Annotated in this window: 24 protein-coding genes and 1 pseudogene; 2 read left to right on the forward strand and 23 right to left on the reverse strand. The window is 42.5% G+C overall.

Going from position 1 to position 24590, the window contains the following annotated elements:
• Window positions 1-337 precede the first annotated feature (337 nt).
• The 5 genes from BS333_RS08790 to cydH all read right to left on the reverse strand — a co-directional run bounded on the left by BS333_RS08790 (window position 338) and on the right by cydH (window position 5809).
• On the reverse strand, window positions 338-1258 hold the full coding sequence (locus BS333_RS08790) for a hypothetical protein (RefSeq protein WP_021707849.1): 921 nt from the start codon (window positions 1256-1258) through the stop codon (window positions 338-340).
• A 57-nt stretch (window positions 1259-1315) separates the two neighbouring features.
• Window positions 1316-2047 carry a hypothetical protein gene (locus BS333_RS08795; RefSeq protein ID WP_021707850.1) on the reverse strand — a complete coding sequence of 244 codons (732 nt, stop codon included), beginning with the start codon at window positions 2045-2047 and terminating at the stop codon, window positions 1316-1318.
• 45 nt (window positions 2048-2092) lie between these two features.
• Complete coding sequence (locus tag BS333_RS08800) at window positions 2093-4300, reverse strand: inverse autotransporter beta domain-containing protein (protein WP_021707851.1); 2208 nt, start codon at window positions 4298-4300, stop codon at window positions 2093-2095.
• A 259-nt stretch (window positions 4301-4559) separates the two neighbouring features.
• Window positions 4560-5717, reverse strand: coding sequence for a patatin-like phospholipase family protein (locus BS333_RS08805; RefSeq protein WP_033003059.1), 1158 nt, complete (start codon window positions 5715-5717; stop codon window positions 4560-4562).
• Window positions 5717-5809, reverse strand: a complete 93-nt coding sequence (gene cydH / locus BS333_RS08810) for a cytochrome bd-I oxidase subunit CydH (protein ID WP_158000774.1) — start codon at window positions 5807-5809, stop codon at window positions 5717-5719. Before cydH ends, BS333_RS08805 begins: the two co-directional genes overlap by 1 nt.
• Before the next feature lie 363 nt (window positions 5810-6172).
• On the opposite strand from cydH, the pseudogene BS333_RS08815 reads away from it, so the two are divergent.
• Window positions 6173-6872: pseudogene (locus BS333_RS08815) on the forward strand (IS1 family transposase).
• A gap of 14 nt (window positions 6873-6886) precedes the next feature.
• Here BS333_RS08815 and BS333_RS08820 read toward each other — a convergent pair.
• From BS333_RS08820 to yceD, 17 genes are all read right to left on the reverse strand, one after another.
• Complete coding sequence (locus BS333_RS08820) at window positions 6887-8362, reverse strand: hypothetical protein (protein WP_021707855.1); 1476 nt, start codon at window positions 8360-8362, stop codon at window positions 6887-6889.
• A 358-nt stretch (window positions 8363-8720) separates the two neighbouring features.
• Complete coding sequence (locus BS333_RS08825; RefSeq protein ID WP_033003060.1) at window positions 8721-9119, reverse strand: hypothetical protein; 399 nt, start codon at window positions 9117-9119, stop codon at window positions 8721-8723.
• Window positions 9120-9532: 413 nt separating this feature from the next.
• On the reverse strand, window positions 9533-9970 hold the full coding sequence (locus tag BS333_RS08830; protein WP_021707857.1) for an RDD family protein: 438 nt from the start codon (window positions 9968-9970) through the stop codon (window positions 9533-9535).
• Window positions 9970-11586: a PTS transporter subunit EIIC gene (locus BS333_RS08835; protein WP_021707858.1), complete on the reverse strand. Its 1617-nt coding sequence runs from the start codon at window positions 11584-11586 to the stop codon at window positions 9970-9972. Before BS333_RS08835 ends, BS333_RS08830 begins: the two co-directional genes overlap by 1 nt.
• A gap of 442 nt (window positions 11587-12028) precedes the next feature.
• Window positions 12029-12796 (reverse strand): TatD family hydrolase, encoded by a 768-nt coding sequence (locus BS333_RS08840; RefSeq protein ID WP_021707859.1) that lies wholly within the window; start codon window positions 12794-12796, stop codon window positions 12029-12031.
• Entirely contained in the window at window positions 12787-13749 is a 963-nt protein-coding gene (locus BS333_RS08845) for a DNA polymerase III subunit delta' (RefSeq protein ID WP_021707860.1), read from the reverse strand. The genes BS333_RS08840 and BS333_RS08845 overlap by 10 nt, the downstream gene beginning before the upstream one ends.
• A 3-nt stretch (window positions 13750-13752) precedes the next feature.
• On the reverse strand, window positions 13753-14397 hold the full coding sequence (gene tmk, locus BS333_RS08850; RefSeq protein ID WP_021707861.1) for a dTMP kinase: 645 nt from the start codon (window positions 14395-14397) through the stop codon (window positions 13753-13755).
• Window positions 14394-15410 (reverse strand): endolytic transglycosylase MltG, encoded by a 1017-nt coding sequence (mltG, locus tag BS333_RS08855; RefSeq protein WP_021707862.1) that lies wholly within the window; start codon window positions 15408-15410, stop codon window positions 14394-14396. Before mltG ends, tmk begins: the two co-directional genes overlap by 4 nt.
• Window positions 15407-16222 (reverse strand): aminodeoxychorismate lyase, encoded by an 816-nt coding sequence (pabC, locus tag BS333_RS08860; protein ID WP_021707863.1) that lies wholly within the window; start codon window positions 16220-16222, stop codon window positions 15407-15409. Before pabC ends, mltG begins: the two co-directional genes overlap by 4 nt.
• Before the next feature lie 107 nt (window positions 16223-16329).
• A complete protein-coding gene (fabF, locus tag BS333_RS08865) occupies window positions 16330-17577 on the reverse strand; it encodes a beta-ketoacyl-ACP synthase II (RefSeq protein ID WP_021707864.1) in 1248 nt (415 codons plus the stop codon).
• Between the two features lie 92 nt (window positions 17578-17669).
• On the reverse strand, window positions 17670-17903 hold the full coding sequence (acpP, locus tag BS333_RS08870) for an acyl carrier protein (protein ID WP_004406112.1): 234 nt from the start codon (window positions 17901-17903) through the stop codon (window positions 17670-17672).
• Between the two features lie 243 nt (window positions 17904-18146).
• A complete protein-coding gene (fabG, locus tag BS333_RS08875) occupies window positions 18147-18881 on the reverse strand; it encodes a 3-oxoacyl-ACP reductase FabG (RefSeq protein ID WP_033003071.1) in 735 nt (244 codons plus the stop codon).
• A 34-nt stretch (window positions 18882-18915) separates the two neighbouring features.
• Window positions 18916-19839, reverse strand: coding sequence for an ACP S-malonyltransferase (gene fabD, locus BS333_RS08880; RefSeq protein ID WP_021707866.1), 924 nt, complete (start codon window positions 19837-19839; stop codon window positions 18916-18918).
• 78 nt (window positions 19840-19917) lie between these two features.
• A complete protein-coding gene (locus tag BS333_RS08885; protein WP_021707867.1) occupies window positions 19918-20868 on the reverse strand; it encodes a beta-ketoacyl-ACP synthase III in 951 nt (316 codons plus the stop codon).
• Between the two features lie 5 nt (window positions 20869-20873).
• Window positions 20874-21899 carry a phosphate acyltransferase PlsX gene (gene plsX / locus BS333_RS08890; RefSeq protein ID WP_021707868.1) on the reverse strand — a complete coding sequence of 342 codons (1026 nt, stop codon included), beginning with the start codon at window positions 21897-21899 and terminating at the stop codon, window positions 20874-20876.
• Window positions 21900-21909: 10 nt separating this feature from the next.
• Window positions 21910-22080 (reverse strand): 50S ribosomal protein L32, encoded by a 171-nt coding sequence (rpmF, locus tag BS333_RS08895; RefSeq protein WP_021707869.1) that lies wholly within the window; start codon window positions 22078-22080, stop codon window positions 21910-21912.
• 55 nt (window positions 22081-22135) lie between these two features.
• On the reverse strand, window positions 22136-22663 hold the full coding sequence (yceD, locus tag BS333_RS08900) for a 23S rRNA accumulation protein YceD (RefSeq protein WP_021707870.1): 528 nt from the start codon (window positions 22661-22663) through the stop codon (window positions 22136-22138).
• A 261-nt stretch (window positions 22664-22924) separates the two neighbouring features.
• On the opposite strand from yceD, the gene BS333_RS08905 reads away from it, so the two are divergent.
• Complete coding sequence (locus BS333_RS08905) at window positions 22925-23506, forward strand: Maf family protein (protein ID WP_021707871.1); 582 nt, start codon at window positions 22925-22927, stop codon at window positions 23504-23506.
• Between the two features lie 36 nt (window positions 23507-23542).
• Here the strand turns inward: BS333_RS08905 and rluC are convergent, their stop codons facing one another.
• Window positions 23543-24487: a 23S rRNA pseudouridine(955/2504/2580) synthase RluC gene (rluC, locus tag BS333_RS08910; protein ID WP_021707872.1), complete on the reverse strand. Its 945-nt coding sequence runs from the start codon at window positions 24485-24487 to the stop codon at window positions 23543-23545.
• Between the last annotated feature and the right edge of the window lie 103 nt (window positions 24488-24590).

Raw genomic sequence — 24590 nt, forward strand, 5'->3', positions numbered from 1 at the left:
CAATTCACAAACCATCAAGTATGCATTTCCACAAGGATAACCCTGTTTTAGTGAGATTTTCGAGATATGGGTGAGTAGGAGTAACATATTGAAAAGTTAAGGGGGACACTTAAAGATTTTGTATTTTTAGCTCAGTAACTTAAATGCATAAATAAACTTCCATAGAATAAATGCATCATAAGTGAATAAAAGACCCTAGATAATTTAAGTCGAAGTTTACACTTTTAAGTAAACGCTTAGTTACTTACGAAATAACGAATACTTTTACAATTTTTTGACAAATATAAACCTAGGGTTTGATGGAAAGAGTGAATTATACCGAACGATTGAACATTAATTAAGGTGTATTAAAGTCATTGCATTCCGCCATATACTTTCTGTAGTCAATATCTTGAGTGTTTAATACAAAGCTAAAATTAGTAACTGTTATGCCATTAACTATGACTGCACCCAAAAATGAATATATAATTGGGGCACCATTTCCCCCCGGGGTAACCTTATTCACGGTCAATTTCTTTGGAGTCGCAGCACCATTGGAATTGGAGTACCAAATTTCTAATACGTCTGGCAATGCTTTTTGTTGAAACTTTAACTTCAGACCGCTGATTTCAGGTTTAAAATTAACAGCTGGATCTGATGTTTTAGTGCTCAGTTTACCCGGTAAAGTATCTAGAGCCATTTGTGGAAACTCTAAGTGATGCGTAACTTCAACTCCTAAAGGAGAATCAGTATTAAGATCCATCGAACCAACCACATTACCAGGAATTTCATAACAAATACCATCAGTAAAATCAGCGGGATATTCCAAATCGACCTCTGTTGCTTCACTGGTAAACTTACGCGTCTCTTCTGGATAACCTTTTTGCATTTCTCCGCTATAGGCTACTGTTAATTTTTTGAACCCCGTACCCTTAGTGAATACTTTATCGATCTGGTTTGGAGCAAGCACTAACTCCCGGCTATTTTGTTGGAAGCAATAGTTTTCTGCATCCACGCACCAATGATACTTAACACTCGATATATCAACGGAATCACCATCTTCATCTTCTGTACTGAGTTGATCTACTTTGATTCCGTTTCTACCTATGGTGTGATCATCATCTGAAGGAACTTCAAACGTTGGGGCAGAATTACCAAAACCATGGCCTTCAATCGTATTGGTTTGTGCGCAAACGGTGTTTTCTGCACACGGTGTTGCTGCGGTGGCTGATAATGTCACGCTAAGTGCGAAAAAAAGAGGAATAAAATGAGGTTTCATGACTTATTACCCATAACGAGAAAAAGCGGGCTTAAGAAAGCCCGCTTAAAAATGTGATTAACGAAGTGTTGAGCGAGTGATTGGATCCTTTTCCATCGTGGCTTTGATCGTGTAACCTTGTAACTCTTTCGGTAGAACGAATGTTAGGTCATTACCGTCGTCAACCAGCGCCTTTTGAAGCTCAGTTTCAGCATCGCCTTTCGGGTAAAGGCCCGCAGTGTTACCGGGACTATTTTCTGTCAGTGTGAATGTCACATCTGCGATAGCCAGGTCAACAACCGCACCGTCATCCGCGTGTACTGTCAGAGTTTCACCCACTTCTGCTGTACCGCTGATAGTTAGATCCATCCGCGCGCGAACCGTGAAGCTGTTCGAAGTCATTTCATCAGATACAAGCGTTGTTGATGGGTAGCCGTATTGAGTATGAACTTGCCAAACGAGTTGTAGATTCTTGTTTTTTAACTCATTGTAGTTTTGAAATGTAATAGAACCGCTTGCCAAATCACTGATCGGACCTTCGTCTTTTCCGTATTCTTGACCTCCCTGATCTTCTAACCAATACGTCACCGTAGTGAAGGGATCATCGTCTTGGTCTTTAAGAGTCGGTGAATCGAATTCGACTTCAATATCCGCAGGTGTCCATAAAATATCAGTTGTCGTCACCACAGGAGCCGTTACTGTTGGTTTATGGCCTTGTACAGGTGCAGTGGGATCGCTGTCGATAGCCCATGCTGCACTTGCGGTTAAACCGCCTAGAAGAAGACCCAATGTGATTGCTGATTTTTTCATTATTTCCTCAGTATTTCTTTTTTTGTATTAGTTATTGATGATTGTTTAATTCGTTGCGGTTACTTTAAATTGATAACCTTGATCTTGCCCCTTCAGGCGGTATCTTTGCTGCGTGGCACCCGTAATTTTTTCAAACTCACCTTGACTGTCATGGGCTCTACGCCACCATTGAAATTTAAACTCAGATACATCCGTAATCGCCGCCCCCTCTTCTTCGAACACATGCGCACTCAAGGTTTGCAAAGTCATTAAAGGTTGTGATTCACTCTCATTTTTACCGACCTCCAGGCCCGCATGAAAAATTCTCACTTGATAATGGGTTTTCTGTGTCCATTCAATTTCGCCTGACTGACTCTCTTCTCGGTTATGATCATAAATTGCATTGACCGTGACTTTTTGTCCTTTATCACTGTTAAGAACAAGCTGAGCTATCCCTTGATCATCGGTTTTAGCCTCTAATTGCAGGATATTTTGCTGCTGATTAAGTTCGATAGGCTCACCGTTTACTGTCAGATCTTGTAAGTTCTCAGCGGTGATTTCAAAAGCCATAGGCACATCTTTGACCGCTTTACTCAATTTGGCTTTAGCGATGATATTTTCTCCAGCAAGGGCGCTAGATGGCACAAATTCAAGAGACTCAAGCACTTTGCTGTCCGTGACTTTGATCTTCATGACATTGGATTGCTTCACCTCGCCACTACGTAGCTGGTAAACAACTTGCAGTGACAATTGATTTAAACCGTCATAGCGATACGCTGGTACTTGAAAAATCGGTTTGGCTGATTGGGTATCATTAAGGTACTGAGCGGCTTCACCTTGCCATTGATAACTGACGATATCAGCGCCACCTTTGACCTCCATCCAATTCGCGACCAGTTGCTGGCTGTTTTCTTCGACCAGTGCAGACTCCGGCAGGCGGATACTGATGTCGGCATACTTCTGCTTGTATTCCAAGACCATATTATGATCACGCTGAACGAACTCAGTTAAGCGCTCTTTTTTAGGTATTAAACTTTGGTGAGATTGTCGATGCTCACCTTGGTATAGCCCACTTAATGACAGGGTATAATTCACACCAGCAAAGTATTGGTCTTTGGCACCTTGCTCGCGTTGATACCCGAGTGTCAGACCCCATTCTGGTGCTGGGTTAAACTCGGCGTTTACACTGAAATGATAAGGATCTTCACTCGGTAGACTGCCATCCATATGCTCAACATAACGGCCTAAATATTGTCCAGCAGTTAGGTTGAATTTCACTCGATTATCGATCGGTAAATAGGTATCAAGCGACAGATCCCAGCCTTTCGCAGCTCGTTCAACCAAGCTATTCATCCCTTCATACAGATCCGGCGAATCTTTCCAATCCGAGATCGGAAAGTACACGTTAGAGGTAAACGTGAAATAGTTGATGCCATACTCTGCGCCAATACTCATGCGCCTGTGCTGGCGAGAAAGGTCGTAGTCAATGAAGCTGTTGATACCGAAGTATTGATCCTCATCTAATTGTCGGTAGCCCAAACCAATATGAGCAAAATCACGGCCATGGAAGTTATCACGATTAAAGAGAGCCCCCGCCTGAACAAACCATAACGATTGTTCGTTCTGCTGCCAAAACGGCAATAAGGCTTCTACGTGGTCGAACGCCCATTGGTGGCCTGCATTTAACGATAAACCAATGTCGAATTTTGCATCTCCCCAAGCTTGAGAAAGCCATTGCTCAGACAACGCTACCCCGCTAGCTACTGCACGTGAAGGTAGCTGATCCTGATAGGCTTGGAGGTTACCATTTTGATATTGCTGCTGGCTGATCGTGACCAATTCTCCCGTTAACGCATTGAGGTACGGATGACTTGGCTTTTTTTGTTCGACCATAAGATCCAAGCTAGGTAAATGATCACCCGCGACTTGGAATAACTGATAATTATCATTGGTAATATCGTAAATCAGAGGTTGTATTGTTTGCCACTGTTCTGCCGTGTATGGGCCACATTGGATTTGTGTCGCCCCGCTCGGCTGAATTTCTTCACGGCAATACGTACCCATGTTCAGTAAGGTTTGAAGTTTTTCTTCTTCATCACCATAAAAAACAAATTTAACGTATACATCTGGTTGTGTGTGTTTTGTTTGCTCTTCGGTTTGTGCCGTTATTTTGCGATCATTAAGCGCGTTCGGTGTTTCAGCCCATGCAGTATTACTGATGAGATAAACACAAGGAACAACCAATGAGAAACCAACAATTCTTTGCAACATCATGACAAGTGGTTTAGATGAATAATTTGCCGAACAATTTAACTGACAAATAACTAATCACTAGGTGATTCAAAGTAATTAAGAGGTAAAAACAACAAAATCAACAAGTTAAAACGAATACATAAAAATATAAAGACAAATTTTGTGATAAAAAAATATATTTTTCATTTTTTATTAAGTAATGAAAGATTAAAATGCTGCAGAGTTGTTATGCGTGAGTAACTTTTAGGTAAAAATAAGAAGGGAGTTTGCTTGAATGGGATCAGTCTCGTGTTCGCTTCGCTAACTCATCACATAAACTTACGAAATGAGAGCCAACCTGAAGACCGAGTTGATAATCGTGTTCTAAAGCCTCTGCTGGGCTCATTAATGAAGAAGACTGAAGCTCAACTGTGGGGGCCAATTGCAAAATAAACGCATCATCAGGAGGGGAAGTGAGAAAGGCTTGGGTCAACTCGAAAGTCTGATAATGAATCATAAGCATGTCAGCTAAGCCCGAATCGAAATTTTCACCGATTAAATGACTTAAGCGATACAAGTTATCCGCGCCAAATAACCAACGGCCTCCATTTAAAATCGGTTGCTTTGGCTGTTTTACATCTTGTGCAAGGGTTATCTTCTGTTTTAAAAACTGATTCCACTCTGATAGCCATTGACTTTTTTTTTGTTGCCAAGACTCTTGTATATTTTGATAGGGTTCATACAACCACTCTTGAACAAGAGAATGAGTAGGAACTTGCTGTGAAAGCTCCTGATCACTAAAAGGTTCGGTACGGATCACAACAATATGACGGGCATTATGTCTCCAAGCTTCTTGAACAGGGATAGAGGCCGCCACCCCTCCATCCACAAAACGTTGACCTTGAATAGTGACAGGCCCTTGATAGAGCTTCGGGATCGCACAGGTTGCAATCATTGTACGCTTCCAATCATCACTAAATAAAGGCAGATATTGGTCCGACAAAGTATCGACATTCGTCACGGCAGCAAAAGCCTGCCGAGAACCCAACGTCGCTTGTCCCCGGGCGAGATCCAAACTGAAAGGTGGTTGCTGAATACGGTCTAATGCCCATTCCAGCTTCATGTGTTGCCTATTACGGATATAACGGAGAAGATGGAAGAACTCTTCAGACTGAGTCAATTCAGTAATAAAAGCTTTCCCCATTCCTTGCTGACGGCACAGGTAGGCGCAGATATTCAATGCTCCAGCAGAAGTGCCATAGAACACATCGAAAGGATCGAAATCTGCTAATAAAAAAGCATCTAAGACGCCAGAGGTAAAGATACCTCTCTGCCCTCCTCCTTGAGCAATCAGTGCCGTTTTGCCATGGCGAAAATGCTGATAAGTCTTGAGGTCAAGTTCAACATGACAATCAGTAATGATGCCACGATTGCGTACCGTGGGGTTAACCCCAGTGATTAAGCTGCCGATATTGCAACCGCCGCAAAAGAAATCAACACAGTAAATACCGTTACCGTGATGGACAAGGCTGCCTTAAGTTCATATTCCATTGGTGCTTCCTCCATTTATAGCTTAAGTTCAACTACTTCAGATAAACTAACCAAAATAATTGATCGATTTTTAACTGCCATAATAAGGATATAGATGAATAAAGCCTATTGAGCAAATTTCTCCTTAAGTAATTGCTATACCCAACTGACTTTAAATTGCGATGTTCGATATTGTTGTCACTCACACATAATAAAATCTTGATGGTTCACACAAGTTCCGAAGTAAAGGAACTTGTGTAGGGATTATAGGAGTAAGCTTGCTATATTACACTAAAATGGACTCAGGCCTGTTTGTTTTCTGGTCATGACTCCAACCTGTTGATTGTGTGATAGAATATGACCTCACTTTTTAGAGGTATTTCGATGGCTACCATTCAAGTAAACTGTCGCTTTTGTAATCAAAGCGAGCCTGTACGGAAACATGGTATAGGGGCTGCTGGCTTTCAGCGATTTCGTTGCCTTGATTGCAAGCGTTCATTCCAACTCGATTATGCCTACGAAGCCTACAAGCCATGGGTTAAAGAACAAATCGTAGATATGGCTATGAATAGCTCTGGTGATAGAGAAACCGCACGTGTATTAAAGGTGGGATATAACACCGTACTACGCACTTTAAAAAAAGCTCACGCCAAAACAAGTCACAACGATACCTTTTGACTTCGCCAATATTGAATTGATATGCGAAGTGGACGAGCAATGGTCATTTGTTGCTAAGAAGAAAAATCAACGTTGACTTTGGTACGCATGGGAACCTCGATATAAACGTGTGATTGCTCATGCTTTTGGGAAAAGAGATACCGATACCTTTAATGAGCTACAACGGCTATTATCAAAATTCACAATCCCATTTTATTGCACCGATGACTATAGCGTGTACTCATCGAGTCTCCCGAAAGAGAAACATATCATTGGAAAACGATACACCCAAAGGATAGAAAGAACCAACCTTACACTCAGATCTCGTATTAAGCGTCTAGCCAGAAAAACCATTGGTTTCTCTAAATCAGAAGAAATGCACGATAAGGTTATCGGCACCTTTATTGAACGAGAATATTACACTTAATCAACAGGTTGGAGTCATGGCCTGTTTTCTAACTTCGCAATTTGTTGGAGTAGTGCAGCGATTTTCTGAGACTGACCTTGGTATGTATAAGAGGCAAATCCATTTGTCAAGTTTTCCGACAAAAAGCTCGATAGGTTACTCTCTAAATGATCGATACTATCCATTCTATCCATAAAGTCTTGGGTTAATTGCTGCATAGCATCATTGCCGATTTTAGCTTTAAAAACCTCCATAAATGGCATTTCGGTAAGGACCTGGAAAGCTGAGTTTTTATAATTGTTAGCTAAGTACGTTTTTTTCTCTTCATTCGTAGCACTTTCATTAGCGAAGCGACAGGCAGATTCAAGAATGTATTCGCCTTTCTTGGCTTCTGTTGCTCCATTAGTCTTATCTGAGTAGTATGTCCGGTTTTTTCCAGAGTTTAGGCGACGCATACCTTCGGCAATCACCCGCTTACCTTTACTTCCGTTAAAAGCTTGGTCAGATACTGCATCGGGCTTTTTCCAAAGATCAGGGAAGCGTTTCACTTCATTCCAATATTTTTGTATTGGTTTAGGCATGTTCTTCACTGCGTTTTCTACTGCGTTCATATCCGAATAATTGGCTAGCTCATTTGTGACAATTTGAGTCCAATCCACTGGCATTGCCTGAACAATATAGTTACTTAAATTGTTACATAACTGACGCTTTTGTTGCTCATCCATCTTTGGAGCGATTTCTAATAGTGTATCGGAAAACAGTAAATCTGAGGTGTATGTAGACTCATTACTTGCCATGGGAGATGACGGGTCTATATTTCTCAGGTTCTCACGAGCAAAGTTTTGAATTTGATTTAATAAATTATTTCTTGTAGTTGAAGGAGAACTGCTACTTTGTGGCTTTGATAGTTCCGTAGCCTGTACCATAGACGGCTTCGGTGGTGGCGGAGGTGGTGGCGTTGCCATAGACGGCGGTGGCGGTGTTGAAGATCCGGAGGTGTGTGTAAACTCCTTACTTGCCATGGAAGATGACGGGTCTATATTTTTCAGGTTATTACGATCAAATTTTTGAATTTGATTTAATAAATCATTTCTTATAGTTGAAGGAGAGCTGCTACTTTTTGGCGTTGATACTTCCTTAGTCGAAACCACAGGCGGTGGTGGTGCTACAGGCGGCGGTGGTGGTGGTGCTACAGGCGCTGATGGAGGTGTTAAGGCACTGGAGTCCGTTTTTGGATACTTTGCTACACGACTTGAAACAATTAAGTCAACTGAGCCTTGGAATTTTGGTTTATTATCGCTAAGTTTTATCTTGTCTGAATCAGGATTTTCACCCTTCTTCTTTGCTAAGGCCTGAAACATATTGAAAGCACTAGAAAAATATTTTTTAGTGTCATAATTAATATTTTTAATATCTTTAATTTCGAGCTCGTTTTGTGGCTCACCCTTTATAGTATGATGCGCAGCAACTGGAGTAGTGCGACTTTCGATTGATATGTTAGAACATGCCATTTTATGCCTTCCAAAGCAGTAATTTTAAATTCTATCGATAGACTATATAGACAAGCATTGCTGATGACATGGGATTTTATTTGAATTTTACTGATGGAGAATTGTTTTACTGATTATATTCAATCACTTCAAGCTGAGTAATACAAAACGAGGTCATTTGGGTATAATTATTAATTTCAATAATGAATAAACTAAATCATAAGTTTTCATCTTACTTCATAACAAGCAAAGAAGTATCTCCAAATGACCTCACTCTGAGTCAGGCACCTTGAAGCCATTTGGGTGTGATATTGAACAGGTAAACTATCTTTCACGTATTATTGAAGATGTCGATTTAAAAACGCTTGCCGTCAAAGGGCTAAAAACCGTAGGTAATACCAACCGCAGCCCCAATGTTTAGATCTAAATCATCGTTCAAATCAAGTTCAGGGTGAAGTTGTCCATACATATTCCAACGCTTGGCAAAATTCCAATCAAGCCCTAACGGCACTCTGAGGCCAAACCCATCATCCCATTCATTCCAAACACCAGCACCGACATACCAATCAAACGGCAATTTGTTAGCGAATGCACCGCGCTGAACAATGAAGTCAAACGCAAGGCCATCATTACCAATAATGCCACGGTATTGGTCATTGGCTTCAACCACCACACTCAAGCCTTGATCCATCGCCATCCCGACATTCAATGTTTCAATTTGGCCTTGTGCCATAGATAAACCTGGCAACATTGCCGCCAAAATGAGTATTTTTTTCATATTTTCCATTCAATTTAATAATACCAAAACCCGCCTAGGGCATTTTTACCCTTGTATTTGCCAAGCCTTGGAGTTTCCAAACTCTCTAACATGCTCAAGTGACCTTAAGATGTTTGGCTTATATACAAGTAACCTCAAGGTGCTGTGTTCAGCGATCCTACTTCTTGCACAGACAACTTGGAAATAGAATACTATTCCGCTTCGTTGTCTTCCTTGAATTCGACTCAGTGACTTCGCTCTGAATCAAGCATCTTGAAGTCACTTGGGTATATACTAACAAAAAGGAAATTAAAAATAAAAAAAGTCCGAGTACCTAAATACTCGGACTCTAATCGCTTTCAGTTCAAAGCCTGCTGCAGGCGATAAGATTAAATCACACCACCAATAACACTAGCCTTGATATGGGGGTATCTTTATGCAAATGGTTCAACGTCATGAACGTAATATTGAACCCCTGCGTAAAGGTAGTAAAAGCCTAATGTTGATAACAGCAAGAAAATCTTTTTTCTCTCACGTTGAAGGTATCGACTGATATCCGGTGTTTGACCTGCTTCAACCTGATCCACTTGCAGTAAGTATTTCCCAAGAGACTTACCCAGCAGCTTATAACAAATTGCGCAGTAACCAACATAAATACCAATAAACACCATCATAATTGCAACCATTAGCATGAGTAACGTTGGCAAAGCCATGTCATCATTCAATGAAAGCTGTGAGATGCCAGAACCAGAATCAAATATCTGATTTGTGATGAGCGCCAACAATGAAAGCACCACTTGAGTGAACATCTTAGCGATCATCACATCAATGACGAATGCACCTGTTCTTTTAAACTTTCTTGCTGCGTTCATTATTTACCAAGTAACGAGTTAATTTGAGCTTTGTAACCCGCAGCTTCAGCACCGTAAATGGCCTGAATACCCGTGTCACCAACTTTAACTAGACCTTTTGCACCCAGTTCTTGAGTCCAGTAGTCATTCTCTTTTACTTGGTCATTGTCTTTAACCGAGATACGTAGACGTGTGATACACGCATCAACGTCAACGATATTTTCGGCACCGCCCAAAGCATCAATCATCATTTTTGCTTTGTCCGAGTTACCAGCACCACCTTTAGATGCTTGGTAGTCTTTCTTAGAAACGACAGCCACAGCGCTGCCTTTGCGACCTGGAGTCTTGATGTCGAACTTAACGATGAACCAACGGAAAATCAAGAAGTACACAACGGCATAAGCAAGACCAACTAGGACAATGTAGTACCAGTTATTTTCTGCGCCAGTCACACCTGGAAGTAGACCAAACAAGGTAAAGTCAATGAAACCACCACTGAATGTCATACCCACTTTCACGCTTAAGATATCCATCAACATGAAAGAAAGGCCCGCAAGAGGAACATAAATGGCGTAGTACAAAATTGGTGACAAGAACAAGAAAGTAAATTCGATAGGCTCTGTAATACCAGTCAAAAATGCTGTTAAAGCGACTGAGAATAGAAGACCACCAGCGGCTTTCTTGTTTTCTTCATCTGCAAGTGTGTACATTGCGTAAGCCGCTGCAGGCAAACCAAACATCATGAATGGGAATTTACCCGTCATAAAGTTAGTTGAAGTAAACTGTGAGAAGTCACTTGTTGCTAGAGATTGGAAGAAGATGTTTTGTGTGCCTTTGATCACTTCTCCTGCAATTTCTGCTGTGCCACCGATTTCTGTCTGCCATAAAGGTAGGTAGAAAACATGGTGTAAACCAACAGGAATCAGTGCACGTTCAATAACACCAAAGATAAACGAAGCAATGTAACCGTGACCAGAAGCGGTTAGCTCACCTAACGCTGTACCGATCGCACCAAAAGCTGCACCGAAGAATGGCCAAATAAAGGTAAGTGCGATACCGTAGAAAAGTGCTGAGAAAGCGCTGACAATAGGTACAAAACGAGCACCACCGAAGAAACCTAGGTAGTCAGGCAGTTTTACATCATGGTATTTGTTATGCAGTACAACGGTTACCGCACCAGCAATCAAACCACCAAATACACCCATACTAAGCGTGTTAGTGATCCCTAGCATGTCAGCAAGAACACCAGGATACTCTTGGCCCATAAGAACAACAGTATTGGTATCAACGTTGATCATGTTCGCCACAACCAATGTCTTTGCAATTACCACGTTCATTACAAGGTATGAAATCAAAGCAGCCAATGCCGCTGCGCCTTTTTCTGCACGAGCAAAACCAACTGCGATTGCAAGTGCAAACATAACAGGCAGGTTAGCAAAAACGATACTACCCGCAGCTGTCATTACCTGAAGGAAGCTATTCAAAATGCTTCCATCTTCTAACGCACCAATTTGGTAGGCCTCGATCATTGCCTGGTTTGTAAAACTACCACCAATACCCAACATGATACCTGCAGCAGGTAACAAGGCAATTGGCAACATAATAGCTTGTGAAAGTTTACTAAAGAAACTTTTCATACGTTATGCTCCTGATAAATGATAAGTACTTTAGAGTACTAACGGCACACCCCCGTCGCCTGATGTCAGTACCCTATAAAATGCCATTAGATAAGGCATTATATTTTTCGCCTCTAAATATATCTTGAGGTCCTTCATATTTTCTACAAAGTTATGAAATTTAGTTTCAAAATAAGCTTCAGATCACACCCAAAATTCTTCATCTAAAAGCCAAAAGAATAAACACAAGTGGCTGTATTTAATAGTTTATATTTATTTTTCAGCACAATATCATGTAAAAAATAATAAACACACTTGTTATTTTTGGTAACAAAATTACATTTGAATAATTTAAATACACTTTTATTAAAAAAAAGAATAGTTTGAGTTAAATATCTTATTTGTGTTGCATTTGTAAACAATAGCAGACCAAAGTCCGCTATTGTTGTTTGGGATTAATTTTCTAGCGCAAAAAAAGAGCACGGAAGTTTTCCGTTGTTTTCTGCCCAACTTCAGACAGGGAACAACCTCTCAATTGAGCAATATATGCAGCAACCTCAACAACGTAAGCAGGTTGATTCTCTTTTCCGCGATGAGGAACAGGAGCCAGATAAGGAGAATCTGTTTCAATCAGAAGCCTGTCTAGAGGTAAGGCTTTCACCACTTCTTTCAGTTCTGTTGCTTGACGAAAAGTAACGATACCCGATATAGAAATATAAAAGCCCAGATCCATGGCCGCTTGCGCGAAGGCAAGGTCCTCCGTGAAACAGTGAATGACGCCACCGCATTTGTTCGCACCGCCATTTTTCAGGATATCTAGGGTATCCTGACGGGCGTTACGTGTGTGGATAATCAGTGGCTTGTTATACTCAACTGCCAGCTCAACTTGCTGCTCAAATCGCTCTTTTTGTAAGGCGGCTGTTTCTGGCTTGTAGTGGTAATCCAGACCTGTCTCCCCAATAGCCACAACCTTATCATGTGAAGCATATTGACGTAGCTGTTCAAGCGAAAATGCACTTTCGACATCAAGAGGATGTACACCACATGAAGCATGTACATTGTCATAAGGCATGATCATTTCCAGCATTTTGGGAAAGGCATCCATTGTCACACCGACTGAAAGCAGTTCTTTTACGTTAGCTTGCTGCGCCTTGTTTATCACGTCTTCTACACTTGTATGAAGATCGTCGTAATTTAATTTGTCTAAATGACAGTGCGAATCTACGAACATAGTTCCTCTCGTGATTCAATTAACCAATTGATTGATAAAAGCTCCAGGTTTAAGCCTGAAAAGCGGTGAAATTGTTGTTTCAGCTCTAAAAGTTTGTTGGCTGAACGGTGTAAACCATTATAATGAGCGGATGTAAAGCGCACCGCGCCGGGAAGTTGCTCAGGAACAGTTAGACCAAAATGTACTTTCTGCGCATCACTGAGCAACAGCCACGCCCAATCGAGTGCTTTGTTTGAGTATTGACTAAACAAAGACGCACAATGAAATAGGTCTGCATTCGGTGATAATAAAGCGTCAATTAGGCAGTTTTCAAATTTCAGGTAAGCCTCTAACTCACCTTCTTCTAATGCTGCTAATGCCGCAAGCGGAGAGCCCATATTTAATTTAAGTGCATAATCTGGAATCGTATTTTGCGTATGCTGATTCAACCAATCTATTGCTTGTTGTGTAGAAGGGGTGGTGACTGTCCACTTTTGACAACGGCTTTTAATGGTTGGCAACAAGTGCTCTTGATGCTCCGTAAGCAAAAGAAAAACGCAGTTTTCTCCTGGTTCTTCCAAAGTTTTTAATAGGGCATTAGAAGCAGATTCATTCATGGCGTCTGCAGGAGCAATAATAAACACTCGATAGCCATTAAGCTGAGCAGATTCTTGAGCTAGCCGGTTTGCTAAGCGAATTTGATCAACTGTGATCGATTTACCCTCTTTTTCTGGCTTGACCCAGTGTAAATCAGGATGGCTTTGCGACTGAACCAATTGACAGCTATGGCAGAAACCGCACGCTTCGCTCTTATCATTTTGACAAAGTAAAGCGTGACTCAAAGCTTCTACCAACTTTTCGGTTCCTAAACCTTTGTTTGTGTGGAACAGCAAAGCACCCGAGATTCTATCAAGCTCTAAACTCGTTTTTAGGTTTGTCCACACAGGTTCTAACCAAGGGTAATCATTTAACATGAATCACTCCGGTTTTGATGATTGCTCTAGCCAAGCGGTCAATGCGGCTTTGATATCGTAAGCCACTTCATCTATTCCCTGCTCGGCATTAATCACTGTAATAGCGTCGTCGGTATGGGCTAATTCTAAATAACGTTCACGGGTACGCTCAAAAAAGCTGATGTCCATTTTTTCGATACGATCCAGCTCGCCTCTTCCGCGAGCTCGTTCTAGACCAATACTAGGATCAATATCCATGTATAAAGTCAAAGCCGGTTTAAAGTCACCTAGCGTTGTATCACGAAGGTTTTTCATCAAAGCCGCATCCATTTGACGTCCACCACCTTGATAAGCTTGCGATGAAAGATCATGACGGTCACCGACAACCCACTGTCCGTTTGCCAGTGCTGGCTTAATGACATTTTCCACTAACTGAACGCGTGCGGCATAAAGCAGCAGAAGTTCAGTCATGTCTTTCAGTTCTTCGCCCTGATGCTCTTCTTTTACCAACTGACGCATTTTTTCAGCCAATGGCGTGCCTCCTGGTTCACGAGTGTTAACGACATCGTGGATACCGGCGGCGTTCAGGGTTTCTAAAACTGTTTTAATCGCGGTACTCTTGCCCGCACCCTCTAGGCCTTCGACGACAATAAAGTTTGCTTTCTTCATTTGTTTTTTCTCAACTCTTTTAAGTAGGCTCGCACAGCTCGGTTATGTTCAGCAAGGGACTTCGAAAAGACGTGTCCACCTTTACCACTGGCAACAAAATACAAATAGCGACTGCTGTCTGGGTTTAATGCTGCTGCAATAGAGGCTTCACCTGCCATTGCAATTGGCGTTGGAGGCAACCCATTAATCGTATAGGTATTATAAGGTGTTGGCGTACGTAAGTCTTTTTTACGAATATTGCCTTGATAAGCATCGCCCATTCCATAGATAACCGTCGGATCAGTTTGTAAACGCATGCCTCTGTTTAGGCGGTTAATGAATACCGATGAAACTCGTGCTCGTTCACTATCAATCGATGTTTCTTTTTCGATGATTGATGCCAAGATCAAGGCAGCATAAGCATCTTTTAAAGGTAACTTCTGCTGGCGTGATACCCAATGGCGTTCAAGGACACTGTTTAATTTACTGTGTGCTCGGCGAAGTATCTGGCTTTCTGTGGTCCCAGAAGTGAAGTGATAAGTTTCAGCCAAAAAAAGACCTTCAAGTTTGTCTTGCTCGATATTGAGTTTCTTTGCCACTTCTTTTTCAGACAACCCCACTAAATCGTGCTGGATACTTGGTGCTGCTCTGAGTTGCTTAACCCAATCACTGTAACGGCTCCCTTCAACAAAGGTTATCGAGAACTGGTGCTCTTTACCTGTATTGAAAAGCTGCAGAGCTTGGTACAACGATACATTAGGCTCAAGTTGGTAGGTGCCTGCTCTTATATTTAATAGTTGTGGATAGAGATGCGGCATTAATCGCGTATAGTCTGATGATTCGATTATCTTCTCCTTCACTAACTGACGCATCAGACGGTGAAAGTTCGTGCCATTTTCTACCGTAAAGAGCTGAGGTTGCTCAATGAGAATCGGCTCATTTACGTACTGCTTTGTTTGTGAGATAGCGTAAAAAATACCTGCAGCTAAAAGCGCCGCGACAAGTACAATAAAAGCCAATAGTTTTTTTATCACGTATTTAAATTCCTTTGAAGTTGTCGAGTGAGCTTTCCAATCAAAAACGTCCGATTATATTCCGGGTTGGATAAATGGGTAATAGGAGCAACACCAAGTAGCGCGTTGCAGATCCACACTTCTTCCGCTTGCACTAAGTCATCTAAAGTGAACATACCAATATGAGTGGTGTAACCTTGGCTTTGTAGATTCGTTAACACTTTTCTGCGCATCACTCCAGCCACACCTGATAAACTCAAATCCGGCGTATAAACTTGGTTATCCCGTAGCCAAAAAAGATTAGCCATTGTTGTCTCAATAAGATGATGGTTGATATTGAGCATCACTGCGTCAGCAAGTCCACTGCCTTCGAGTTCAGCTTTGGCCATCACTTGCTCCAAACGATTATTATGTTTATGTCCAGCAAGCATGGGTTGGATGCCTAACTGTGTTTGACATATCCCCAGTGCTAAACCATTTTCTTGCCACTGTAAATAATGGGAGGGGTAGTTAAAGCTGGTCACGGTCACCATCGGGTGATTAAGTCCAGCAGGGCTATACCCTCGCCCGCCTTCCCCGCGACTGATATGGATTTTGATACCACCAAGGCCATCACTCAAAACCAGCTGATTGATCCAATCTAAAACCTGTTGCCAATCAGGAATTGGGATGTGTAGAGCATGCAGACACGCTTCAAGCCGCGCGATATGTTCTGACCAAAATACCAATTTACCTTGCTTGGTCAATATGGTGGTAAAACAACCATCACCATATTGAAAACTTCGATCACCGATGGGTACATGATTGTGCGGCATTCCGTTTACCAAGAACATATTCAAGCTACCTAATGTCTGATGAATAAATAAAACAAAACGGCCCAATGCTAAGCATCGAGCCGTTAGATTACAAGCCTCATTTTTAGAAAAGCTTGTCGTTGTGTTTACTCAGCAAACTTTTTGAATACAAGCGAACCGTTCGTGCCACCAAAGCCAAACGAGTTACAAATTGCGTATTCCATCTCGACTTCACGAGCGGTATGAGGAACAAGATCAATATCTAAGCCCTCTTCTGGATCATCAAGGTTGATTGTTGGAGGAACAATTTGATCAACCAGTGACATGATGGTGATGATCGCTTCCGCAGAACCCGCAGCACCAAGTAAGTGGCCTGTCATAGACTTGGTTGATGATACCAATACTTGCTTAGATCCCTCTTCACCCAGAGCTCGCTTAATGCCTTTCACCTCGGCGACATCACCAGCAGGTGTCGAAGTGCCGTGTGCATTCACATAACCAACTTGAGTACCCGTGATATTGGCATCACGCATTGCTGCTTCCATTGCAAGTGCACCACCAGAACCATCCTCGCTTGGCGAAGTCATATGGTAAGCATCACCCGACATACCGAAACCAACCAGTTCTGCGTATATCTTAGCGCCACGAGCTTTCGCATGTTCATATTCTTCTAATACAATAACACCCGCGCCATCACCAAGAACAAAACCGTCACGGCCTTTATCCCATGGACGAGAAGCTTTTTGAGGCTCATCATTGCGTGTAGACAGTGCTTTTGCAGCACCGAAGCCTGCCATACCGAGTGGAGTCGATGCTTTTTCTGCACCACCAGCAACCATAGCTTCTGCATCTCCGTAAGCAATCATACGAGCTGCATGGCCAATATTGTGAAGGCCTGTGGTACATGCAGTAGAGATGGCAATATTAGGGCCACGTAGGCCACGCATGATAGATAAGTTACCTGCGACCATATTAACAATTGTCGAAGGAACGAAAAATGGACTGACTTTGCGCGGACCTTTTTCAACGAGCGCAGTATGCCCCGTTTCAATCAGGTCAAGACCACCGATACCAGATCCGATAGCAACACCTACTCGGTCTGCATTCGCTTGAGTAATTTCTAAACCAGAATCATCTAGGGCTTGGATACCTGCGGCAATACCATATTGAATAAAAAGATCCATCTTTCGTGCATCTTTTTTAGACATATACTCGGTGCAATCAAAATCTTTTACCAGACCTGCGAAACGGGTCGAGAAATTTGTTGTATCGAAATGCTCGATATTAACAATACCACTTTGACCTTCTAGCAGGGCTTTCCAAGATGATGCTACTGTGTTGCCAACCGGCGACAACATACCCATGCCAGTGACAACTACACGACGCTTGGACACGATATAATTCTCCGAGAACTGAATGTTTATATGAGGGATAGAAGATATTAGAGAAAACACAGGCGGTCAAGGTGACCGCCTGGGAGAGATAATTACTGAGCGCTGTTTACGTAGTCGATTGCAGCTTGAACAGTAGTGATTTTCTCTGCTTCTTCATCAGGAATCTCAGTGTCGAATTCCTCTTCTAGAGCCATTACTAGTTCAACTGTATCTAGAGAGTCAGCACCTAGATCGTCAACAAAAGAAGCTTCGTTTTTAACTTCTGCTTCGTCTACACCTAGTTGTTCAACAATGATTTTTTTTACGCGTTCTTCGATGTTGCTCATTTTCTTTTCCTTTACAGATTTCGCCTAATGCGATGATTCCGTAGTTTATGCGAACTATTGAAAGTTGCAAGGGGGTCCTTGCTGGTCAAACCACAATTTTAGTGAAATTAACCGAAATTCAATACATTTTTAACTGAATTCCTGCACAATTGTTGTGCAGAGACATAAAACATTAACGACATTAAACTGCAACTATAGGTCATTTTCAACAAATTAAAACGACCTAATGTGCAGTTCTGTGCATTAAACCATATACATGCCGCCATTAACATGCAAAGTTTCACCTGTAATGTAAGCTGCTTCAGGTGATGCTAAAAACGCAACGGCAGATGCAATCTCGCGTGGATCACCAAGACGGCCTGCTGGTACATTCGACAGTGTCGCTGCTCGTTGCTCATCATTGAGTGCTTTCGTCATGTCAGTTTCAATAAAACCAGGCGCAACCGTGTTTACCGTCACACCTCTCGACGCAACTTCACGAGCCATCGATTTAGTGAAGCCAATTACGCCGGCTTTCGCTGCCGCATAGTTCGCCTGACCTGCGTTACCCATTGTGCCCACAACAGAGCCAACATTGATAATACGGCCCGCACGTTTTTTCATCATGCCACGAAGTACCGCTTTTGACATGCGATAAATCGGAGTAAGGTTGGTGTTAATAATGTCGTTCCACTCGTCATCTTTCATGCGCATTAGCAAATTATCGCGAGTGATGCCTGCGTTATTAACTAAAACATCAATGGCGCCGAATTCATCATTGATCGTTTTTAAAGTCGCTTCAACAGACTCAACATCGGTGACGTTCAAAGCAAGGCCTTTACCGTTCTCACCTAAATATTCACTAATTGAAGCCGCACCATTTTCAGATGTCGCTGTACCAATTACGGTTGCGCCACGTTCAACCAATAGCTCTGCAATCGCACGGCCGATGCCACGGCTTGCGCCTGTTACTAACGCAATCTTACCTTCAAGATTCATCATGTTGTCTTTTCCTTTTCAGATCGTGAATGGGTTATTTCGCCGCTTCTAGTGAAGCAACATCATTAACTGCTGCTGCACTTAGTGTTTTCACGATACGTTTTGTTAGACCAGTAAGGACTTTACCAGGTCCAAATTCAAGCAGAGTTTCCACACCTTGTTCATGCATTAACTGCACGCTCTCAGTCCAACGAACTGGGCTGTGTAACTGACGAACAAGGGCGTCTTTGATTTTTGCGGGATCCGTTTCTGCCGCCACATCAACGTTGTTGATGATTGGAAGCTGAGGAGCGTTGAATTCAATAGACTCTAGTGCAACCGCTAACTTTTCTGCTGCTGGCTTCATTAAGGCACAGTGTGATGGTACTGATACTGGTAGAGGCAGTGCACGTTTAGCACCTGCTTCTTTACATAGGGCACCAGCACGCTCGACAGCATCTTTATTGCCCGCAATCACAACTTGGCCAGGAGAGTTAAAGTTAACTGGAGACACAACATCACCTTGAGCGGCTTCTTCACAGGCTTTTGCAATGGCTGCATCATCAAGGCCGATGATCGCATACATAGCGCCAGTCCCTGCAGGAACCGCTTCTTGCATAAGCTGACCACGCAGTTCGACCAGTTTAATTGCTTCTTTAAAATCAATAACACCCGCACATACCAGTGCAGAATACTCACCCAAACTATGACCTGCAAGGTTAGCAGGTTGTTCTAGGCCAAGTTCTTGCCAAACACGCCAAATAGCAACAGAAGATGCAAGTAGAGCAGGTTGTGTACGGAAAGTCTGATTTAAATCTTCCGCAGGCCCACTCTGAACAAGCGCCCATAAGTCATAACCTAAAGCATCTGATGCTTCTGCAAAGGTTTGTTTTACTACGTCATATTGTTCGCCTAGTTCTGCAAGCATACCTACAGCTTGAGAACCCTGTCCCGGAAATACGATAGCAAACTTGCTCATGATTTTTCCCTTTAGAAAAGTAAAAGAATAAGATGCGCCCATCGTGGCGCACCTTAAAAAGAAATGCTTAAAATAACGTTAGAATTTAACGAGCGCAGAACCCCAAGTGAAACCACCACCAAAAGCTTCTAAAAGAAGAGTCTGACCACGTTTAATCCGGCCATCACGGACAGCTTCATCCAAGGCAGTTGGTACCGTTGCAGCAGAAGTATTGCCATGCTTATCAAGTGTAATAACAACTTGATCTAATGACATAGAGAGTTTCTTCGCTGTCGCTGAGATAATACGGTAGTTGGCTTGGTGTGGTACCAACCAGTCAAGTTCCGATTTATGCATGCCATTAGCAGCAAGTGTATCTTTAACAAGTTTGGACAACTGCGTTACTGCAACTTTGAAGACTTCGTTACCTGCCATGTGTAACCACTTATCAGCATCTTGTCCACGTGTAGGTGCTTCAAGGCTGAGTAATTCACCAAATTGACCATCTGCGTAGATATGAGTTGACAAAATGCCCGGCTCTTCGCTCGCACTCACCACAACCGCACCTGCTCCATCTCCAAATAAAATGATGGTTGAACGGTCTGTTGGGTCACAGGTTTTAGATAACGTATCTGCACCAATCACCAAGACATTTTTACACATGCCTGATTTGACATGTTGGTCAGCAACCGACAAAGCATAGACAAAGCCAGAACAAGCTGCAGCGATGTCAAATGCTGGGCACCCTTTAAGACCGAGCTTTGCTTGTACCTGACATGCAGATGAAGGAAAAGCGTGGCTGCCGCTGGTGGTTGCAACTATGATTAAGTCGATATCATGTTTATCAATGCCGGCCATGTCTATGGCGTTTTCAGCTGCAAAGAACGCCATATCTGCGACGGTCTCGTTATCAGCTGCGATGCGACGTTCTTTTATTCCAGTGCGAGTGACGATCCACTCATCACTGGTTTCTACCATTTTCTCTAAATCTGCGTTAGTACGCACCTGAGATGGCAGGTAGCTGCCAGTACCTAAAATTTTGCTATGCATGAAGACTAATAATGCCTCTCGAGTAAAACCGCTTCTAGGCGATCGCTAATACGGCTTGGTACTTGTCGTTTGACTTCGTGTACTGCTTCGCCAAGTGCATTGACAACCGCAGATATATCCGCACTTCCATGGCTTTTGATGACAATATTACGCAATCCTAGCAAACTTGCACCATTATACTGGTCGGGGTTCAGTGTTTTTAGGTCATTAAATAGCCCAGAAAACAACTTTCTAGCAATCCAACCCTTAATCGATGATGTCATGAGATTGGCTTTCATTTTATCGATAAAGAGTTGGGCTGTCCCTTCACAAGCTTTTAAGCATACGTTACCGACGAAACCGTCACAAACGATCACATCAGCGACATCATAAAAAATTTGATCGCCTTCAATATAACCGACAAAATTGATTGAGTCAGTTTGAGAAAGCATCTCAGCACAGCGTTTTACTAGATCATTTCCCTTAATCTCTTCTGAGCCGATATTAAGTATAGCAACACGCGCAGGTTGTTCTAGATGCTCTTGTGCGAGCGCGCTGCCCATAACCGCAAACTGAAATAAGCTGTCTGCATCGCAAGAGACATTCGCCCCCAAGTCCAACATCCAAGTTCGTTGCCCTTGAATGGTAGGGAGTGCTGATACTAAAGCAGGTCGCTCAATTCCGGGTAATAATTTGATGATATAACGGGATAAGGCCATCAAGGCGCCGGTATTTCCCCCGCTGACACAGGCATCGGCTTCATTTTCTGCAACGAGTTCGATTGCTGCGCGCATTGAGCTATTTTGGCTATTGCGTAACGCTAATGAGGGTTTTTCTGAGTTTGAGATGACTTTCTCGCTGTGCTGAATCACAAGCCGAGAATGGTTTAAGGCATTAAGTTGTGTGAGTTGAGACGTGATCGAAACCTGATCACCTACTAGGATCACTTTTAGCTCTGGGAAATGAGACAGTGCCTGCACGGCGGCAGGCACTGTTACGCGTGGACCGAAGTCCCCGCCCATTGCATCAAGTGCAACGGTAATCGTTTGCAAAGGTTCAACCTTACTTGTTGATAACCTTGTTACCACGGTAGTAACCTTCAGCAGTTACGTTGTGGCGTAGGTGAGTTTCACCAGAAGTCGCGTCTACAGAAAGTGCAGCTGTAGTTAGCGCATCGTGTGAACGACGCATACCGCGCTTAGAACGAGTTTTACGGTTTTTTTGTACGGCCATTGACCCTACTCCTATACTATTGGGTTAAAAAAACTGAATCGACTTGACTACCACATCAATCGTTTTTCAGATTTTTCAAAACATCGAATGGATTCGGCTTTTCTTCCTCAATTTCTTCAGGAATTTCACCAAAAACCATGTTATTTGAATCAACGCTACAATCCGCTTCATCGTGCATCGCTATTTGAGGCAATGTTAAGATGAACTCGTCTTCAACAAGTTGAATGAGATCCAGTTCACCGTAATCATTAAGATCTACCAAATCATAGATTTCCGGTGCTTCCTCTTCCGTCTTCTCACCATAGTAAGGAGTGTAGAGAAATTCAACTTCACAGCAATGTGTGAAGACCTCATTACAACGCTGACATTCTAAGTCGACTTCGATGTTAGCTTTACCAGAGATAACTACGAGTCGCTGTTCATCTATCTCAAATGACAATGAGACATCTGCGTCGCGTTTAACGCCTTCAGTTGTTTCGGCTAAGCGCTTGAAAAGACTAGCTTGGATGATGCCATCAAAGTCTAATCGTTTTTGTGCAGCTTTTGCTGGGTCAACTGTTCGCGGTATTTTTACCTTTTGCATAGGGCGCGAATCTTATCTTCCAAATCAAAATTAGTCAAAGAAAAAGGCAAAAAAGTTATACTTTTTTGCACGAATACCTTGGGTCTGTTGAACTTTACTGATTAAATTTCGTTCGAGAAAAAATCAGCACGAAAGATCAATGCTCTTTGCTTAACTCACTGAACATCATATCTTAAGCTTACTTGAGGTATCAAAGCATTAGCCAAAATCGTTTTTGATCGATTATCCTATTGGTCATGCATAATCGAATTGTAATTCAAAATGAAAAATTACCAACTTGTTTTAGCCTCAACTTCCCCATTTCGTCGCCAACTGCTGGAAAAACTCTCCATTCCATTTATTTGCCTCTCTCCTCAATGTGATGAAACACCTCTAACTGAAGAGCAGCCCATTGATTTGGTCAAACGACTTGCGGTAAATAAAGCCAAGGCTTGCCATCCTGATAAATACAGCCTTGTCATTGGCAGTGATCAAGTTTGTGTGATTAACGGCAAGATCGTCGGCAAGCCATTGAACCGCGAAAATGCTATAAAACAACTCATGGCACAAAGTGGACAAGCGATTACTTTTTATACTGGTCTTGCCGTTCACAACACCAAAACAGGCCATACCGAAGTCGGCATCGACACCTTTGAAGTGCATTTCCGAGATTTAAACCGTCAGCAAATCGAGGCTTATGTCGATAAAGAAGAACCATTCTACTGTGCTGGCAGTTTTAAAAGCGAAGGAATGGGGATCTGTTTGTTCACTAAGCTCGTTGGCAAGGACCCAAATACTTTGGTCGGTTTACCACTTATCGATCTGATTGACATGCTTAATCGCCAAGGTTTTGAGGTTCTTTGATATTTAGGGGGCTCAAGGCCCCCTTATCAATGAGTGCTATTTTTGCCTTAAATGAGCAAGTACATTTTGTAACTTGGACTCCAGCGGGGCATTGATTTCCATCCATTCGTCGTTAGATGGGTGCTGGAACTTGATATTTGCTGCATGTAAGAACAAGCGGTTCAAGCCAACTTTGCCTGTGTAAGCATCGAAACGACGGTCACCATAGCGATCATCCCACGCAATAGGATGGCCTGTATACTGAGTATGCACACGAATTTGATGAGTACGCCCAGTGATAGGACTTGCTTGCACCAAAGTTGCTTGCTCAAATTTTTCTAAAATCTTAAACCGAGTCTCGGAAGGCTTTCCATTCGGGTTGACCCGCACGATACTATTGACTTCATTTTTAAGCAAAGGCGCATTAACCACTTTACAACTGCTCTTCCATTGCCCCATTACCAATGCAAAATAGAATTTTTTCACCGTTTTTTCACGAAACTGAGCTTGGAGATGACGCAATGCCGAGCGTTTCTTGGCGACGAGCAGTATCCCTGATGTATCACGATCAATACGATGAACGAGTTCTAGAAAGCGCGCCTCAGGTCTTAAAGCACGTAATGCTTCGATCGCGCCAAACTTTAGACCGCTCCCGCCATGTACCGCTGTGCCAGAAGGTTTATTAAGAATAAGAAGATGATCGTCTTCGAAGATGATCTTGCTTTCAAGCTCTGCCACCTTGTTCAACTTAGTGCTGGGGGCAACATCATCCTCTTTTTTCTCAATTGTGACAGGAGGAATACGAACCAAGTCACCAGCTTTGAGTTTATATTCCGCTTTGATACGCTTTTTATTAACGCGTACTTCGCCCTTACGCACGATTCGGTAAATCATGCTCTTAGGGATATCTTTTAATTGGTTACGTAAGAAGTTATCAATACGTTGACCGGCCATATCTTCATCGATGTCGACGAATTGGACTTGTGTTTTTATTTCGCTCATGCGCTCCATTGTAAACCCAAACGTATTCGACTTCACACTGTTAACGTAGATAAAAAGTATTAATTCAGATAAAAAATGCTCACGCAGCTAAAAACAACAAAGG

Source organism: Vibrio azureus, from assembly GCF_002849855.1.
GTDB lineage: Bacteria > Pseudomonadota > Gammaproteobacteria > Enterobacterales > Vibrionaceae > Vibrio > Vibrio azureus.